This window comes from Nonomuraea sp. CX421, from assembly GCF_059358955.1.
Map to the genome: position 1 here is coordinate 530,787 of NZ_JCADBK010000003.1, position 14,848 is coordinate 545,634.

Consider the following 14,848-nt stretch of genomic DNA (forward strand, 5'->3'; position numbering starts at 1 on the left):
ACATCCGGCAAGGGGCCACCTGACGCATTCGACCTGCCGTCCTGGGTAGGGGGCGCGTATGGCGACAATCATTGATCGAGTACGCGCTTACCTGGGCAGCCCAAAAGGCAGGGAGGCAGTCGAGAAGGCCAAACGGATGGCCAACGACCCGCGGAACCAGCAGAAGGCCAAGAGGTTCCTCGGCCGATTCCGCTCACACCGCTGATCCGCTGACCGTCAGCGGATGATTTGCAGCAGCGCCTGATCCTTGGCCGCGACCGGCTCGGACAGGCGCTGCACCACGCGGCCCCGCTGGTCCAGAACCACCAGGGCGTTGCCGCCGCTTCCGGCCACCCTGACCACCAGCCGCCCGTCGGCCAGGTGGAACGCCCCGATCTGCCGTCCCTTCACCGCGATCGGCAGCTTGCGCCCGGTGACCGTGTCGACCAGCGTCGGCGTGAACCACTCCGGCCACGACCCGTCGCCGGCGTCGTCACCGGCCCGCAGCGTCCGTACGACCACGTACCTGCCGCCCGGCGACAGGCTCTGCACGTGGTTGGCCAGGGCGACCCCCTTGACCTTGGCCGCCTTCCCGCTCTTCACGTCCAGCCGGTAGACGCCGGCGGTGGTGCCGGCGTAGCCCGCCAGGTAGCGCCCGTCGGGCGACCAGGCCAGATGACACACGCCGCGGGTGCTGCCGAGCACCCGCTCACCCGTGCCGTCGGCGTTGACCACGCTCACCGACCCCGCGGGGTTGCGCCCCACGTGCACGTACGCCACCCGCCGCGAGTCGGGCGACCAGACGGGAGACAGGCAGGGCGTGCCACCCTGCAGCCCCCTGGCCGCGGTGGTGACCTTGGCGCCCTCGCGCACCCGCAGCAGCCCGCCGGCCGTGATCCAGGCGACCTTGCGGCCGTCGGGCGAGGCCGCGAACTGCGGGCTGTCGCCCGGCTTGGCCAGCGTGCTCGGCGCGGCGCCCGGCCGGTGCCGGGAGACGGTGTAGCCCCGCTGGTAGCCGGCGTACACGGCGGCGCCGGAGATCGCCCGCGCCGCCGTCGCGTCATCGGCCGTGCCGACCGGCGCGACGGAGACGGCAGCCGCGGCCGGGGTGGCGGCCAGCAGCACGGAGGCGCCGAGTGTCACTACGGCCAGGGTCTTGTGCATCACGGATTTCTCCCACCACGAAGTCTTTGGGATGTTCGACGCGCGAAGGGGCCTCTCAGTTCGCAACCCGTCACGACTGATCCAACTCAGGAGGTTGGGCCCGAGCGCGGTCAGAACAGGGACAGCGGCTCGGCCGGCATCGGGTCGGGCAGCGGCTCCAGCTCGGGCAGGCGGCTCCGCACGTCGTCGTGGAAACGGCGGGCGAGCGTCAGCGCGTCGGCGTTGTCGGGGGTGTGGACGAACACGGTCGGCGAGCGGCCTTCGCGCAGCCATTCGACGACCGTGCCGATCCACGGCTGCCAGCCCTCGACCGTCCGTTCCGTGGCGTCCCTGCCCAGATAGCGAACGATCGGCCGGTCTGTCAGAGCCGACGACCGGCGCGGCACGCGGGGCTTCTTCGTCCACGCGTCCCGTTCGGCGTCGCTGGTCGGAGGGCTCTGGAAGAACGCGGTGGTGTCGAACGGGATCCACTCGGCATCGGCTCGGGCGAGCACCTCTTCGAGCAGTCGCGCGGCACGCCCGTCCTCGAAGAAGGCCCGGTGGCGGACCTCGACCGCGTATCTGTGCGAACGGGGAAGCCGGTGCAGGAAGGCCGCCAAGGCGCCGAGATCGTTCGGCGCGAACGAGCCGGGCAGCTGGATCCACAGGCTGTGGACACGCGGGCCGAGCGGCTCCATCGTGTCCACGAACGACCGGAGCTCGTCGTCCACGCCGACGAGACGGCGCTCGTGCGTGATGGGCTTGGGCAGCTTGACCACGAACCGGAAGTCCTGCCCGCACTGCCGGGCCCACGACTCCACCGTGCTCTTCGCCGGTGTCGCGTAGAACGTCGTGTTGCCCTCGACCGCGTTGCACCAGGTCGCATAGGCCCGCAGGCGTTCGGCGGGAGGCAGCGGATGAGGCAGGAAACGCCCCTGCCACGACGCGTGCGCCCACATCGCGCATCCCACATGAAGACGCATGCCCCGACGCTACCGCCTGCGCCTCTCGAACGGCGCGGCCCAGAACGGTCCAGAGCCGTCCAGAACGGTCCGGAAAGCTTCGGTGACGTCGCACACCCGCCCGAGTCAAATATCGGGAAATTCGCCCACGCCCTCGGGAAATCATTCGCCGCACCCCCGCAAAGAATGGCCATGCAAAATGGCGCGGCGAACAGGTTTCAGCTTCGGGCCGGAATTTTTCCGCTGTTCCACGACCCCCGCCGCCGACCTTGACACGGGTTTCCGCCGGAGGTTGTCTGAAAGTGCGGCCTCAATCACCACAACCGGTGATTGAATTGACGAAATTCGTTTACCAAGGGCCGGAAACAGTGGGGTCGACCTCCGGCGGGAGCGCCTATGGCAACCTACGAGTATCGCTGCCTTGATTGTGGGTCATTCGAGATACGGCTGCCCATAGGCACTGCCACGGCGGTGTGCGACTGCCCCGTGTGCCACCTCCCGGCGCCTCGCGTCTTCTCCGCGCCGTACCTCAACCAGGTGCCCACGGCCGTGTCCACCGCGCTCGCCCGCGAGGAGCAGGGACGGGAAGCACCCGAGGTCGTCACCGGCCTGCCTTCTAGGGGGCGCCGCCCGCCGCCGCAGCACCCCGCGCTGCGACGCCTTCCCCGGCCCTGACGGGCCGACGGGGTCGCGCGCCACGGGCCGGATCGCTCGGCACGGTCGGCACGGTCGGCACGGTCGGCACGGTCGGCCGGAAACCATCCATCACGAGCACAAGGAGGTGCGTTGCTGATGGGAGCCGTCGGGCTACTTTACGTCGGCGCGGTGCTCTTCCTGAACGGACTGATGCTCCTGAAGAAGGTGGAGCCACGTGCGGCCGCGATCTTCAATCTCTTTGTCGGGGCCCTGCAGGTGGTCACGCCCACCGTGCTGATCATCGCCAATCCCGACGTGCCGGCCGCACTCCTGAACGCGTCGGGGCTCTATCTCTTCGGTTTCACCTATCTCTATGTCGGGATCACCCTGCTGGGCGGATTCGACTCCACGGGAGTCGGCTACTTCTCCTTGTTCGTGGCCATCATGGCGCTCGGCTACTCGTACGCGAACTTCCAACTCCTGGCCGACCCGGCGTTCGGGGTCATCTGGCTCTACTGGGCCTTCCTGTGGACCCTGTTCTTCGTGCTGCTGGGACTGAAGCGCGAGGAGATCACCAGATACACCGGCTGGGTCGCGGCGATCCAGGGGTGGGTCACGGCGGCGATCCCCGCGTTCATGATCCTCACTGGCTACTGGGTGAACCTGGGGCTCTACGCCCTCATCCTCGCCGTCTTCGGCCTGGTGGTCTTCATCGGGCTGTGGCTGCTCGCCCGGCAGCGGCAACTCACCGCCACGACACCGGGCTCAGGCGAGGAGTCGATGGGCGCCCATGACGACAAGCATCGCCAGCACTGGACTTAGCACACCGTGAAACCCGTGGTCGCGACAGGAGGTGGTACGGCAGGCGCAGGACACCGTTATCGAAGAAAGGCCGATCATCATGCCCAAGGTCATATTCAGCATAGACCAGTCGAAATCCATGCGTGATCAGAAAATACCCGGCCACAACCGGTGGCACCCGGATGTTCCGGTGGCCGACATGGTGCACCCAGGAGATGAATTCCGGATCGAATGCAGAGAATGGACCGACGCCCAGATAGGCAACAACGACTCCGCGAACGACGTACGAGACGTCGATCTGACCGTCGCGCACGTGCTGAGCGGGCCCATCGGGGTGGACGGAGCCGAGCCGGGCGATCTGCTGATCGTCGACATCCTCGATCTCGGCCCGGTTCCGCAGCAGATGGGACAGGCGCCCGGACAGGGGTGGGGCTATACCGGCATCTTCGCCAAGGCGAACGGCGGCGGCTTCCTGACCGACTACTTCCCGGACGCCTACAAGGCGATCTGGGACTTCCACGGAATGTCCGCCACATCCCGTCACCTGCCGGGTGTGCGGTTCACCGGCATCACCCATCCCGGGCTGTTCGGCACCGCGCCGTCGGCGGCACTGCTCGAGTCCTGGAACCGCCGGGAGCAGGCGCTCATCGACACCGATCCGCACCGGGTCCCGCCGCTGGGCCTGCCGCCGTTGCCCGAGAACGCCATCACCGGCACGGCGATGGGCGACGTGATGGAGCGGATCGCCAACGAGGGCGCCCGCACCGTCCCGGCACGCGAGAACGGCGGCAACCACGACATCAAGAACTTCACCCGTGGAGCGAGGGTCTTCTACCCGGTGCACGTGAAGGACGCCAAACTGTCCGGAGGTGACCTGCACTTCAGCCAGGGCGACGGCGAGATCACCTTCTGCGGCGCGATCGAGATGGGCGGTTACATCGACTTCCACGTCGACCTCATCAAGGGCGGCATGGAGAAGTACGGTGTCACCACCAACCCGGTCTTCATGCCGGGGAACGTCGAGCCCCGATACTCCGAGTTCCTCTCGTTCATCGGGATCTCGGTCGACCACGACACCGACACCAACTACTACCTCGACGCGACGGTGGCCTACCGCAGGGCCTGCCTCAACGCCGTCGAGTATCTGAAGAAGTGGGGCTACACCGGCGAGCAGGCGTACCTGCTCCTCGGCTCGGCTCCGATCGAGGGGCGGGTCAGCGGGATCGTCGACATTCCCAACGCGTGCTGCTCGCTCTACCTGCCCACCGGCATCTTCGACTTCGACGTCCGTCCGACCGCGGAAGGGCCGGTGAAGATGGACCGGGGACAGTGCGCCGTGACGACCTGACCGCCACGCCGTGACGTGAACCCCTGCCTGGAATCATCACCAGGCAAGGGTTTGCGGCATTTTTCGTTAAAAACATGGTCAAATTCTATTTTGCGATACAGGTACGCCCGGCGGTCGTCCCGTACGCCTTCCGCGCCGGCTCAGCGCCCCGTGCAAGCCCCTGCCAGCCCTTTCATCAGGACCACACGTACGATAAATCACGCTCAAGTTCCGGTTATCCTCGCGTATAGCCATAAATAACTCCGGAACACGAGCGCCCCCCTTTGAAAGGTCTGAACGATGAACAACGACGCCGTGTGGGTCCGGGGCGTGACAGGCATCCAGCTGCACCACACCACCGACCTCCAGGACGCCGGCCGTTTCCTGGGCAACGCCGTGATGGCGCTGCGGGCGGCACACGTACGAACCGGCGACGACCGGTACTCCGACCTCGCCACCCAGCTCAAGGCCATGGTGGCCGAGACGCGGGCGCTGGAGACCCAGGCGCGGTCGCGCATGGAGGGGCTGCACGCGACGGACCCCGAGCAGTTCGTACGCTGCCGCGAAGGCGAGGACCCCTGGCCCGACGAGATCCAGGCAGGGTTCGTCCCGCGTCACACCTGCAATGACCGGTGCCTCTACCACGACCACGACGTCCTTGAGGCGATCATGCAGTGCACCTGCGGACGGCCCCCGTGCCGCGCGTGCGCCATCGCCGGCGCGCCGTGAGCCCCCGGCTCCGCGCCCGGCCGTACCCCCTCGAGAGGTACGACATGACGGTCACACGGTGCGCAGGAAGTCTTCGAGGATCTTGTTGAAGAGGTCCGGGCGTTCCATGTTCGGGTAGTGGGCGGTCCCGTCGATCGAGATGACGCGGCCGTTGACGACCGTGCCGGCGAGGCGTTCGGCCATGCCGATGTGGTCGGGCGAGTCGACGGCGCCGTTGACGGCGAGCACCGGAACGTCGATTCCGGCGGCGCGCTCCCAGGTGTCGCGCACCGGTACGAGCCGGTCGGGTTCGCCGGCGGTGTGCTTGGACATGGTGTCCCGGGCCAGCCGCCGCAGGTGGCTCACGACGCCGGGATCGAGATCGTCGAGGGTGCGGTGCGGCCCCGCGGCGAACCGTATGAATCCCTCGATCGAGGCGTCCAGGTCGCCGGCGGCCATCGCCGCGTGCCACGTGGTCAGCGCTTGGGTGGTCCAGGGGTCGGTGAAGTACGGCTCGCTGGTGCCGGCGCCGCTGACGACCACGGCGCTGACCAAGTCGGGGTGCTCCAGCGCGGTGTCGACCGCGATGCCCGCCCCCATGGAGACTCCGACCAGGATGGCGGGGCCGGTGTCCAGGTGGCGCAGCAGCGCGGCGAGGTCGTCGGTGAGCCGGAACGGCTCGGTGGCGTTGGCCGAGCGGCCATGGCCGCGGGCGTCGGGCGCGATGACGCGGTGTCCCGAGGCGAGGGCCGGGATCTGGTCGTCCCACATGCCGTGGTCCACGAAGCCGCCGTGCAGCAGGACGAGGGGTCGGCCGGAGCCGGTGTCGAGCCAGAACAAGTCATTCATGACAACCAAGGTGTCATCATTGGCGCACAATGACAACTCAGGTGTCATCATGGTGGAGTGAGCGACACAGAGCGTGCCCAGGCGTCCGAAGAGCTGACCGACCGGCTCATGGAGGTGTTCGACCTGGTAGGGCCGCTGTACCGGCGCGCCCAGCGCAAGGTCGAGCAGGACGCGCCCATCGAGGGCCTGTCGGTCGGGGTGCGGGCCGTGCTCAACATGCTGCGTGAGCACGGGCCCATGACCGTCCCCCAGATGGGCCGGGCTCAGGCGTTGAGCCGCCAGTTCGTCCAACGCATGATCAACGACGCGGCCGCGCGCCACCTCGTCGAGTCAGTCCCCAACCCGGCGCACCAGCGGTCGTCGCTCATCCGGCTGACCGAGGAGGGGCGCGCCGCCATCACCGCCGTCATGGCCCGCGAGCGCGCGGTGCTGAGCCAGATCGGTGGCGACCTGACCGAGGCCGAGGTCGCCACCTGCATCCGGGTGCTCTCCCGCCTCCTCCAACTCGTCGACAACGTCGACCTGGACGGCTGACGTGGCCGGCCCGCGTCAGCCCTCCGGCCATGGACGCCCCCGCCGTCAACTCATCTCAGGCCCGAACCTGCGCCTGTAGGCCGAAGGAGTGATGCCGGTCGCGCGACGCATCAGCGTGCGCAAATTGGCGGCGGTGCCGAGCCCGCTGCTCCGCGCGACCATCTCGAAGCGAGACTCACCCCGCTCGATCAACCGGCATGCCAAGGCAAGTCGTTCTCCCGTGAGCCACGTCAACGGCGTCGTGCCCAGTTGCGCCTGGAAGCGGCGATGCAGCGTCGCCGGACTGACCGCCGCACGCGCCGCGAGGTCGGACACCGTGAGCGGCGAGTCGAGGCGTTCCTGGGCCCAGGCCAGGACAGGAGCCAAGGACTCGTCCGGCAGGTCGGGTATGGGACGCTCCACGAACTGCCGCTGCCCACCGTCCCGGTGCGCCGCGAAGACCAGGCGCCGGCTCACAGAGTTGGCGATCTCCGCGCCGTGGTCGCGTCGGACCACATGCAGCCCAAGGTCGAGGGCGGCCGCGCTCCCCGCTGCGGTGAGAATGTCCCCGTCATCCACGAACAGCACGTCTGACTCGAACTGGACCGAAGGGAAGCGGGCCTGGAAGGAATCCGCCCACTGCCAGTGCGCGGTGGCCCGGCGCCCGTCGAGCACTCCGGCCTCGGCCAGCGTGAAAGCGCCGCTGCAGAAGCCGACCAAGCGCGCACCACGCGCGTGCGCCCGTCGGACGGCGGCGAGCACGGACCTGCGGCGGGGCACCTCGACGTCGGGGCGGTTGGGGACGATCAAGGTGTCCGCCGTGTCGGCCACCTCCAGGTCGCCGACTCCGGTAAGCGTGAAGAATCCGTCCCGCATCAGGGTGCGGGGCTCGGGCGAACAGAGCCTGAAGTCGTAGAGATCACGACCGATCTCCGGTCTGCGCAGACCGAAGACCTCGGTCGCGCAGCCGAGCTCGAAGGGGTTCGAGTTCTCGTCCACGATCACGACGACCCGGTGCACGCCCGTCGCGCGCACTGCGTGCGAGGATTCTTTCGCCATGTGCTATTCCTAGCACTCACGCCGGCCACGCGAAACGGCGAAGGATCAGCTCATGAGCAACGAACCGATCCCCCTCAGCAAGGCTTTGGCCTCCTTCGACGCCCTGTGGAGCCCGCGTATCGTCACGCGCGTCAACGACTATGACGTCCGCGTCGCCAAGGTCGAGGGCGAACACCTCTGGCACGTCCACGACGACACCGACGAGTTCTTCCTCGTACTCGACGGCGAGCTGCGCATCTCCTTGCGCGAGCCCGCCGGGGAGCGCACGGTCCTGCTCCCCCAGGGTGCGGTCTTCACCGTCCCCCGAGGCACGGAGCACAAGCCTTACGCTCCGTCCGGCACCGCCATCCTGATGTTCGAGCCCACCGGGACACCGTCCGTGGGCGATCGCCACGATGAGATCCCGGACCACGTGGACGCGACGACCGGGCACGCACTCGACACCTGAGCCGACAGGCTTCGGGCAGGACGGCATGGGAGGTCGGCCGACGGGCCGACCGGCCCTTGACCTCAACCGTCCTTCAGGTTGAACACTGAGCCATCACGACGTCTCACGTGAAAGGTGTTCACCATGCGCGCAATCCAGGTGGCCTCGTTCGGCGGTCCGGAAGCACTGTCCGCTGTGGACCTGCCCGATCCCGTGCCCGGATCCGGCCAGGTCGTCGTCGGTATGGCCGCGGCGGATGTCATCTTTCTGGACACTCTCCTGCGCGGCGGCTGGGGTCAGGACTTCTTCCCACGGACCCTGCCGTACGTGCCAGGCGGCGGCGGAGCGGGCGAGGTGGTGGCGACCGGCCAAGGCGTGGATCCGGCATGGATCGGTCGGCGCGTGGTCGTACGGACCAGCACCGGTTACGCCGAACGGATCGTCGCGGGTGAGCAGGAGATCATGCCGATACCCGACGGTCTGGCCGCCGAGACGGCGGCGGCACTGGTGCACGACGGCGTGACCGCGCTCAACCTGGACCGGCTGGGCAGGCCGGAGAAGGGAGAATGGGTGCTGGTGTCGGCGGCGGCCGGTGGAGCCGGGTCACTGCTGGTGCAACTGGCCGTCGACGCTGGAGCCCGGGTGGTGGCCGCCGCGTCCAGCGACGCCAAACTGGCACTCGCCCGCGAGCTGGGCGCCGAGGTCGTCGTCGACTACACGCGGCCAGACTGGATCGAGCGGGTGCGCGAGGCCACCGAGGGCGGTGCCGCCCTGGTATACGACGGCGCGGGCGGCCCGCTGGGCACGGACACTGTCCATGCGGTGTCCGATGGCGGCCGATTCGTCACCTACGGCACGGCCGACGGCTTCGCCGCTCCGGACCCAGAGTCGGCCACGAGCCGCGGCGTACGGGTGCACACCCCGCTCCTCGACGGTCCACCGGACCAGGAGACCGTGCGCGAGTTGCTGAGCCTGGCACTGGAACGGGCCGCGGAGGGACGGCTGCGGCCGACGATCGGCGCCACCTACCCACTGGAGCGTGCCGCCGATGCCCACCGCGCACTGGCCGCGCGCACCACGGTGGGCAAGTCACTGCTGCTGGTGGGCGCTGAACCGTCTGGGTGAACGGCCGGGAACGGTGGTCCCCCTGTTCAGGTGAGCCCACCGCTTCCGGCATGCCGGGGACAGCTTCAGATCCGGGTCATGCTCGACTCGTATCCGCCCCCGCCGGGGTAGACCCATTCGCCGGTGACCGTGGCGTCGTCGGCGCTGAACGTGCCCTCGTAGTACGCCGGGCTGCCCTTGGCACCGGCCCAGATGGTCAGCTTGTCGCCGTTCAGCTCGTAGACGTAGTCGAAGGTGTTGCCGACCGAGTCGTAGAACCGCGACACCACGTCCGCGCCGACCGGCTCGCCGAACGGGCGCAGGTTTCCGATCACCTCCAGCCCGGTGACCGGCTGGCCGAACTGGCTGAGCTCGACGTGCTGGAGCAGGAAGAACCGGCCGGGCATCCACTCGTACCGCACGGTTCCCTCGGCGCCGCCGGCAACCGCCCAGGTGCCGACCAGGCGCTCCAGAGCCTTCAGTTCGGCGCTCGGCTGGTTGTTCTCAGACATCTCGTCCTCCTCGGTGAGTTCTTGCCGCTACCTCGAAGCCGGCTCCCGTGCCTCGACACCCGGCGTGTGTGATGTGAATCACATCGCGGCCAGGTCGAGATCCCAGGTCCGGTCACGAGGTACCGGCAAGAACCCGCCGAGGAGGAAGGATGTCCTCATGAAGTATCTGCTGCTCAGCTACACTCCCGCCGCCGCGTGGGACGCCGCGACCGCCGACACACCGTCCGATGAGGCGATGGCCGCGTTCGCCGCGTACCAGCTGTTCGAGAAGGAGCTGATCGAGACCGGCGAGTTCGTCGGCAGCGAGGGCCTCGGCCACCCGGCGGTCAGCACCACGGTGCGCAGAACCGCGGACGGCGTGGTGGCGACCGACGGACCGTTCGCCGAGCTCAAGGAGGTCCTGGCCAGCTTCGCGGTGATCGACGTGGCCGGCCATGAACGAGCCGTCGAGATCGGCTCGCGGATCGCCGAGGTGCTGGGTGAGCCGATCGAGATCCGGCCGATCATGGGCGAGGACTTCACGGCATGACCGACCGTACCGAGCGACGCCTGGCCGGAGCGGAGCGGCGGGAGGGCACGCGAGGGGCGGGCTCAGCATGACCACGGACGTCGAGCGACTGCTGCGCGCGGAGGCGCCGCAGGTGCTCGGCGCGTTGGTACGGCGCTTCGGCCACTTCGACATCGCCGAGGACGCGCTGCAGGAGGCGCTGCTCACCGCGAGCCGGACGTGGCCGGCCGACGGCGTGCCGGACGACCCGCGCAGCTGGCTGATCCGGATCGGCTACCGGCGGATGGTCGACCTGCTCCGCTCCGACCAGGCCCGGCGCCGGCGCGAGCGGGAAGCCGGACTGACCGAACTGGCCATGCGGGAACCGGCCCGCCGGGCGGGTCCTCCTCAGGAGAGCGACGACAGCCTCACCCTGCTGCTGCTCTGCTGCCACCCCGCGCTGAGCACCACGTCCCAGGTAGCGCTCACGCTGCGCGCGGTGGGCGGTCTGACGACCGCTGAGATCGCACACGCCTACGGGACCACCGAGAACACCATGGGTACGCGGATCAGCCGCGCCAAACAGCGACTGGCCCGGGCCGGCGCCCGCTTCACTCCGCCGGAGGAAACGGACCGCGACAGTCGGATGGCCGCCGTGACGCAGGTGCTCTATCTGATCTTCAACGAGGGCTACACGGCCTCCACCGGCGTCGAGCTCGCCCGCGTCGACCTGACCCGCGAAGCGATCCGGCTGACCCGCATGCTCCGTGACTCCCTGCCGGACGACGCCGAGGTGACCGGGCTGCTCGCGCTGATGCTGCTCACCGAGTCGCGGCGCACCGCCCGTACCGACGACGACGAGCTGGTGCCGCTGGAGGAGCAGGATCGGACCCGGTGGGATTCCCGGCTGATCCGCGAAGGCACCGAGCTGATCGACAGCGCCTGGAGCCGGCGGGTGGTGGGCCCGTACCAGTTGCAGGGGGCGATCGCGTCCGTGCACGCCGCGGCCGCCGGCCCGGCGGAGACGGACTGGCCGCAGATCGCGGCGCTGTACCTGTGGCTCGAACGGCTCACCCCGACCGCGCCGGTGCGGCTCAGCCGGGTGGTCGCGGTGGCCCAGGCGTACGGGCCGGCCAGAGGGCTGGCCCTGCTCGACGACCTCAACCGGCGCCACCGGCTGGATCAGGAACCACTCACCCGGCAACGGGAACGCGCGGTGCGCGCCCACCTGTTCCAGCTGACCGGCGACACGGCCGGGGCGGCGACGCTGTACCGCGAGGCGGCCACCTTGACGGACAACCAGGTCGAGCGGCGATACCTGCTCGGCCGGGCCGACCGCCTCGGCTGATGGGTCAGCCCGGCACAGAATCGGCTGGAAGTACGGTCCGGACCGCCGAACAACCTCCTTTCGACCGATCCGGCATCGGCCCGGGGACCACAGAATCAAGCCCCATGCCGCAGGAAAAACACCCCCCGACACCGCAGGCCGCCGGATCGGCGCACCCCGCCACGACGCCCTCCGACCAGCCGCGGATCGCCGCGCTCGACGTGCTGCGAGGGTTCGCCTTATGCGGAATCCTGGTGGCCAACGTCAAGCCGATCGCCCACATGGTCCACACCGTGTCGACCACGCAGCCCGTGGTGGCGACGAGCCAGGACGGCTCCTGGCTGGGGCTGGGGCTCTTCGTCGACCAGCGCTTCTTCCCGATCTTCTCGCTGCTGTTCGGCATCGGTTTCTCGCTACTGGTGAGATCCGCGGGACGACGGGTGCCGCGTCCGCGCGTGCTCCTGCTGCGCCGGCTCCTGGCCCTGCTCGCCATCGGCCTGGCTCACATGTTCCTGCTGTGGCGGGGCGACATCCTGACCATCTATGCCATCGTCGGCCTGCTGGTGCTGCTGCCCTCGACCTGGCTGCCGCGCTGGGCCGTCGCGGGACTCGCGGCCGTTCTCATCGTGACGCCGCTGATCCTCGGCGGCAACGGCGTGCCCCTGGTGCCCGGACTGTTCCTCCTGGGCTCGGCGTTGACCCGTTACGGGGTGATCGACCGGATCGAGGGCTCTGTTCGGGTTCCGGCCGCGCTGGGCCTGGTCTTCGCGGCGGGAGCGTTGCCCGCGGTGTGGCTACAGGTCCGGACACCGATCGACGACGCGCACCTCAACACCTGGTTCGGCCTCGCCGGGGCGCTGATGGCGGGCGTCTACGTGTGCGCCCTGCTGCTCCTGCTCAGGACGCCGCTCCGGCCGGTGCTTCAGACGGTTTTCGCCCCGCTGGGCCGGATGGCGCTGACCAACTACCTGTCCGCCACGGTCCTCGTCCTGCTGGCCGCCCGCCTCATCGGCAGCGTCCCGGACGGCTGGTCCTCGGCGACGGTGCTCCTGATCGCCGGAGCCATCCTCATCCCTCAGTGGCTGGTGTCCACGCTCTGGCTGCGTCGCTATCGCCAAGGTCCGCTGGAATGGCTCTGGCGCTGGGCCACCTGGGTCAGCCGTCCACCTCTGCGCCGCACCCCCTGACCGCCGGCCGCACGCGCTGACGACCCGCGAAGCTGCCCGTAGCCGGTCCGGCGGTACGAGACGCGCGTCAGCCCGTCGTCCACGTCCGGAGCTTCTCCGGGTTGCGTACCGCCCAGATCTGCTTGATCCGGTCGCCTGCGACGTCGAACGCCATCACCACCACGGTGACGCCGTCCTGCTGAGTCACCAGACCGGGCTGGCCGTTGACCGTGCGCTCCAGCATCGTCAGGTCGGGCACCTCGCCGACGATGTCGACGAGGGCGCGCGCGATCCGCTCGCCGCCTTCGATGGGGTGGAGCACGGCGCTGACCAGGCCGCCGCCGTCGGCGATCGCCGCGGCGTCGGGATCGAGCAGGCCGATGAGGGCGTCGATGTCCTTGGCCTCCCACGCCTGCTTGAAGTCCCTGACGATGTCGGCGCGCGGGGTCGACGGAACCGCACCGGCCCGCGACGCGCGGATGCGGCGCCGGGCCGAGGAGGCCAGCTGGCGGCATGCCGCCGGCGTACGGCCGACGATCTCGGCCACTTCGGCGAAGGAGTAGCGGAAGACGTCGTGCAGGATGAACGCGACCCGCTCGGCAGGGGTCATCGATTCGAGCACGACGAGGAAGGCCATGTTGATGGACTCGTCGAGAGTGACCCGGTCGGCCGGGTCGACGGTGGTGCCGCCCGGCCGTCCGCTGATCCACTCCGTACGATCGGGCAGCGGCTCCGGGATCCATTCGCCCACGTAGCTCTCACGCCGGGCCCGTGCCGAGCCGAGCAGGTCGAGGCAGATGCGACTGGCGACCTTCGTCAGCCAGCCGCCGGGCGATTCGATGGCCTCCTGCTGTCGCCGGGACATGGTGTACCAGCGGGCGTACGTCTCCTGTACGACGTCCTCGGCGTCGGCCAGGGAGCCGAGGAGCCGGTACGCGAGATTGATCAGCTGACGCCGCTCGCTCATGATCGCGCTCAGGCTCGGATCGAGCCGACCTTCTCCTGGCTGGGGTGGGGTGGTCATGGTGCCGCCGACTTTCCTTTGTCGCATCTGCCCTCATGAGTACGACGAGGCAACTCCTCGGAATGTGAGGTCGGCGCATCGCCTCACATTCGGAGGAGGTGCCTCGTCGTACTGACTGATGCTCATGCGCCGCCGACGGATAGCCGGCGGATAGAACCCGCGAAGGAAGAAAGCCGACCATGGAACCCGTGAACGTGGCAATCATCTACTACAGCTCCACCGGCACCGTGCACGCGCTGGCGCGAGCCGCCGCCGAGGGCGCGGAGAAGGCCGGCGCACATGTGCGGCTGCGCAAGGTCGCCGAACTGGCCCCACCGGCGGCGATCAACGCCAAGCCCGCCTGGGCCCAGCACCTCCAGGACACCGCCGGCGTCACCGAGGCCGGCCTCGACGACCTGGACTGGGCGGACGTGGTCCTGTTCGGCACCCCCGCCCGCTTCGGCAACCCAGCCAGCCAGCTCAGGGCGTTCATCGAAACCACCGGCGGCCTGTGGGCACAGGGCAAGCTCGCCGACAAGGTCTATTCGGCGTTCACCGCCAGCAACACCACCCACGGCGGACAGGAGTCCACCCTCCTGGCGCTGGGGAACACGTTCTACCACTGGGGCGGCATCATCGTGCCGCCCGGCTACACCGACCCCGTCCAGTTCAAGTCGGGCAATCCGTACGGCTCCTCCCATGTGGTCGGCGATGGTCCGCCCAACGACGTGTCCTTGGAGGCGGCCCGCTACCAGGCCCGGCGCGCCGTCGACACCGCCGCCGCGCTCAAGGCCGGTAGGGGTGGTGCATGAACGACCGGTACGCGGGCCGCCACCTCATCGGCG

The 14,848-nt window shown here is 69.1% G+C and carries 17 protein-coding genes; 11 read left to right on the top strand and 6 right to left on the bottom strand.

Features of this window, described 5'->3' with window-relative positions; translation table 11 throughout:
- Positions 1-216 precede the first annotated feature (216 nt).
- Together AC5L3X_RS08575 and AC5L3X_RS08580 are read right to left on the bottom strand one after the other, a co-directional pair.
- Positions 217-1,146, bottom strand: a complete 930-nt coding sequence (locus AC5L3X_RS08575; protein WP_494856186.1) for a hypothetical protein — start codon at positions 1,144-1,146, stop codon at positions 217-219.
- Between the two features lie 107 nt (positions 1,147-1,253).
- Positions 1,254-2,105: a DUF72 domain-containing protein gene (locus AC5L3X_RS08580; RefSeq protein ID WP_494856188.1), complete on the bottom strand. Its 852-nt coding sequence runs from the start codon at positions 2,103-2,105 to the stop codon at positions 1,254-1,256.
- 375 nt (positions 2,106-2,480) lie between these two features.
- Between AC5L3X_RS08580 and AC5L3X_RS08585 the strand changes: the two genes are divergently transcribed.
- The 4 genes from AC5L3X_RS08585 (at position 2,481) to AC5L3X_RS08600 (ending at position 5,577) form a co-directional block, all read left to right on the top strand.
- Positions 2,481-2,759 carry an FmdB family zinc ribbon protein gene (locus tag AC5L3X_RS08585; RefSeq protein WP_494856190.1) on the top strand — a complete coding sequence of 93 codons (279 nt, stop codon included), beginning with the start codon at positions 2,481-2,483 and terminating at the stop codon, positions 2,757-2,759.
- Between the two features lie 117 nt (positions 2,760-2,876).
- On the top strand, positions 2,877-3,542 hold the full coding sequence (locus AC5L3X_RS08590; protein WP_494856248.1) for an AmiS/UreI family transporter: 666 nt from the start codon (positions 2,877-2,879) through the stop codon (positions 3,540-3,542).
- Positions 3,543-3,621: 79 nt separating this feature from the next.
- A complete protein-coding gene (fmdA, locus tag AC5L3X_RS08595) occupies positions 3,622-4,869 on the top strand; it encodes a formamidase (RefSeq protein ID WP_189127322.1) in 1,248 nt (415 codons plus the stop codon).
- A gap of 279 nt (positions 4,870-5,148) precedes the next feature.
- Positions 5,149-5,577 carry a hypothetical protein gene (locus AC5L3X_RS08600; protein ID WP_189127321.1) on the top strand — a complete coding sequence of 143 codons (429 nt, stop codon included), beginning with the start codon at positions 5,149-5,151 and terminating at the stop codon, positions 5,575-5,577.
- A 51-nt stretch (positions 5,578-5,628) separates the two neighbouring features.
- Here the strand turns inward: AC5L3X_RS08600 and AC5L3X_RS08605 are convergent, their stop codons facing one another.
- On the bottom strand, positions 5,629-6,405 hold the full coding sequence (locus AC5L3X_RS08605) for an alpha/beta fold hydrolase (RefSeq protein ID WP_494856192.1): 777 nt from the start codon (positions 6,403-6,405) through the stop codon (positions 5,629-5,631).
- A gap of 57 nt (positions 6,406-6,462) precedes the next feature.
- Here AC5L3X_RS08605 and AC5L3X_RS08610 point away from each other — a divergent pair, with 57 nt between their 5' ends.
- Complete coding sequence (locus AC5L3X_RS08610) at positions 6,463-6,939, top strand: MarR family winged helix-turn-helix transcriptional regulator (protein WP_225264005.1); 477 nt, start codon at positions 6,463-6,465, stop codon at positions 6,937-6,939.
- Positions 6,940-6,984: 45 nt separating this feature from the next.
- Here AC5L3X_RS08610 and AC5L3X_RS08615 read toward each other — a convergent pair whose 3' ends face one another.
- A complete protein-coding gene (locus AC5L3X_RS08615; RefSeq protein ID WP_494856193.1) occupies positions 6,985-7,977 on the bottom strand; it encodes a GlxA family transcriptional regulator in 993 nt (330 codons plus the stop codon).
- Between the two features lie 52 nt (positions 7,978-8,029).
- Here AC5L3X_RS08615 and AC5L3X_RS08620 point away from each other — a divergent pair, with 52 nt between their 5' ends.
- Together AC5L3X_RS08620 and AC5L3X_RS08625 are read left to right on the top strand one after the other, a co-directional pair.
- The gene (locus AC5L3X_RS08620; protein WP_494856194.1) at positions 8,030-8,425 is read left to right on the top strand and encodes a cupin domain-containing protein; all 396 of its coding nucleotides are present in this window, start codon (positions 8,030-8,032) and stop codon (positions 8,423-8,425) included.
- Between the two features lie 123 nt (positions 8,426-8,548).
- A complete protein-coding gene (locus AC5L3X_RS08625; protein ID WP_494856196.1) occupies positions 8,549-9,529 on the top strand; it encodes a zinc-binding dehydrogenase in 981 nt (326 codons plus the stop codon).
- A 65-nt stretch (positions 9,530-9,594) separates the two neighbouring features.
- Here the strand turns inward: AC5L3X_RS08625 and AC5L3X_RS08630 are convergent, their stop codons facing one another.
- Positions 9,595-10,020, bottom strand: coding sequence for a hypothetical protein (locus AC5L3X_RS08630; protein ID WP_494856197.1), 426 nt, complete (start codon positions 10,018-10,020; stop codon positions 9,595-9,597).
- A 157-nt stretch (positions 10,021-10,177) separates the two neighbouring features.
- On the opposite strand from AC5L3X_RS08630, the gene AC5L3X_RS08635 reads away from it, so the two are divergent.
- The 3 genes from AC5L3X_RS08635 to AC5L3X_RS08645 all read left to right on the top strand — a co-directional run bounded on the left by AC5L3X_RS08635 (position 10,178) and on the right by AC5L3X_RS08645 (position 13,021).
- Complete coding sequence (locus AC5L3X_RS08635) at positions 10,178-10,549, top strand: YciI family protein (protein WP_189127315.1); 372 nt, start codon at positions 10,178-10,180, stop codon at positions 10,547-10,549.
- 67 nt (positions 10,550-10,616) lie between these two features.
- The gene (locus tag AC5L3X_RS08640) at positions 10,617-11,855 is read left to right on the top strand and encodes an RNA polymerase sigma factor (protein ID WP_494856198.1); all 1,239 of its coding nucleotides are present in this window, start codon (positions 10,617-10,619) and stop codon (positions 11,853-11,855) included.
- A 104-nt stretch (positions 11,856-11,959) separates the two neighbouring features.
- Positions 11,960-13,021 carry a DUF418 domain-containing protein gene (locus AC5L3X_RS08645; protein WP_189127313.1) on the top strand — a complete coding sequence of 354 codons (1,062 nt, stop codon included), beginning with the start codon at positions 11,960-11,962 and terminating at the stop codon, positions 13,019-13,021.
- A gap of 67 nt (positions 13,022-13,088) precedes the next feature.
- Here the strand turns inward: AC5L3X_RS08645 and sigJ are convergent, their stop codons facing one another.
- On the bottom strand, positions 13,089-13,967 hold the full coding sequence (gene sigJ, locus AC5L3X_RS08650) for an RNA polymerase sigma factor SigJ (protein ID WP_494856199.1): 879 nt from the start codon (positions 13,965-13,967) through the stop codon (positions 13,089-13,091).
- Positions 13,968-14,203: 236 nt separating this feature from the next.
- Here sigJ and wrbA point away from each other — a divergent pair, with 236 nt between their 5' ends.
- Positions 14,204-14,815: an NAD(P)H:quinone oxidoreductase gene (gene wrbA / locus AC5L3X_RS08655; protein ID WP_494856200.1), complete on the top strand. Its 612-nt coding sequence runs from the start codon at positions 14,204-14,206 to the stop codon at positions 14,813-14,815.
- Positions 14,816-14,848: the final 33 nt, after the last annotated feature.

What these genes read in the sequence shown, in the direction of transcription:
- AC5L3X_RS08580 (WP_494856188.1), bottom strand. Translation starts at nt 2,105, where the DNA reads ATGCGTCTTCATGTGGGATGCGCGATGTGGGCGCACGCGTCGTGGCAG.
- AC5L3X_RS08585 (WP_494856190.1), top strand. Translation starts at nt 2,481, where the DNA reads ATGGCAACCTACGAGTATCGCTGCCTTGATTGTGGGTCATTCGAGATA.
- AC5L3X_RS08590 (WP_494856248.1), top strand. Translation starts at nt 2,877, where the DNA reads ATGGGAGCCGTCGGGCTACTTTACGTCGGCGCGGTGCTCTTCCTGAAC.
- fmdA (WP_189127322.1), top strand. Translation starts at nt 3,622, where the DNA reads ATGCCCAAGGTCATATTCAGCATAGACCAGTCGAAATCCATGCGTGAT.
- AC5L3X_RS08600 (WP_189127321.1), top strand. Translation starts at nt 5,149, where the DNA reads ATGAACAACGACGCCGTGTGGGTCCGGGGCGTGACAGGCATCCAGCTG.
- AC5L3X_RS08605 (WP_494856192.1), bottom strand. Translation starts at nt 6,405, where the DNA reads ATGAATGACTTGTTCTGGCTCGACACCGGCTCCGGCCGACCCCTCGTC.
- AC5L3X_RS08615 (WP_494856193.1), bottom strand. Translation starts at nt 7,977, where the DNA reads ATGGCGAAAGAATCCTCGCACGCAGTGCGCGCGACGGGCGTGCACCGG.
- AC5L3X_RS08620 (WP_494856194.1), top strand. Translation starts at nt 8,030, where the DNA reads ATGAGCAACGAACCGATCCCCCTCAGCAAGGCTTTGGCCTCCTTCGAC.
- AC5L3X_RS08625 (WP_494856196.1), top strand. Translation starts at nt 8,549, where the DNA reads ATGCGCGCAATCCAGGTGGCCTCGTTCGGCGGTCCGGAAGCACTGTCC.
- AC5L3X_RS08630 (WP_494856197.1), bottom strand. Translation starts at nt 10,020, where the DNA reads ATGTCTGAGAACAACCAGCCGAGCGCCGAACTGAAGGCTCTGGAGCGC.
- AC5L3X_RS08635 (WP_189127315.1), top strand. Translation starts at nt 10,178, where the DNA reads ATGAAGTATCTGCTGCTCAGCTACACTCCCGCCGCCGCGTGGGACGCC.
- AC5L3X_RS08640 (WP_494856198.1), top strand. Translation starts at nt 10,617, where the DNA reads ATGACCACGGACGTCGAGCGACTGCTGCGCGCGGAGGCGCCGCAGGTG.
- AC5L3X_RS08645 (WP_189127313.1), top strand. Translation starts at nt 11,960, where the DNA reads ATGCCGCAGGAAAAACACCCCCCGACACCGCAGGCCGCCGGATCGGCG.
- sigJ (WP_494856199.1), bottom strand. Translation starts at nt 13,967, where the DNA reads ATGAGCGAGCGGCGTCAGCTGATCAATCTCGCGTACCGGCTCCTCGGC.
- wrbA (WP_494856200.1), top strand. Translation starts at nt 14,204, where the DNA reads ATGGAACCCGTGAACGTGGCAATCATCTACTACAGCTCCACCGGCACC.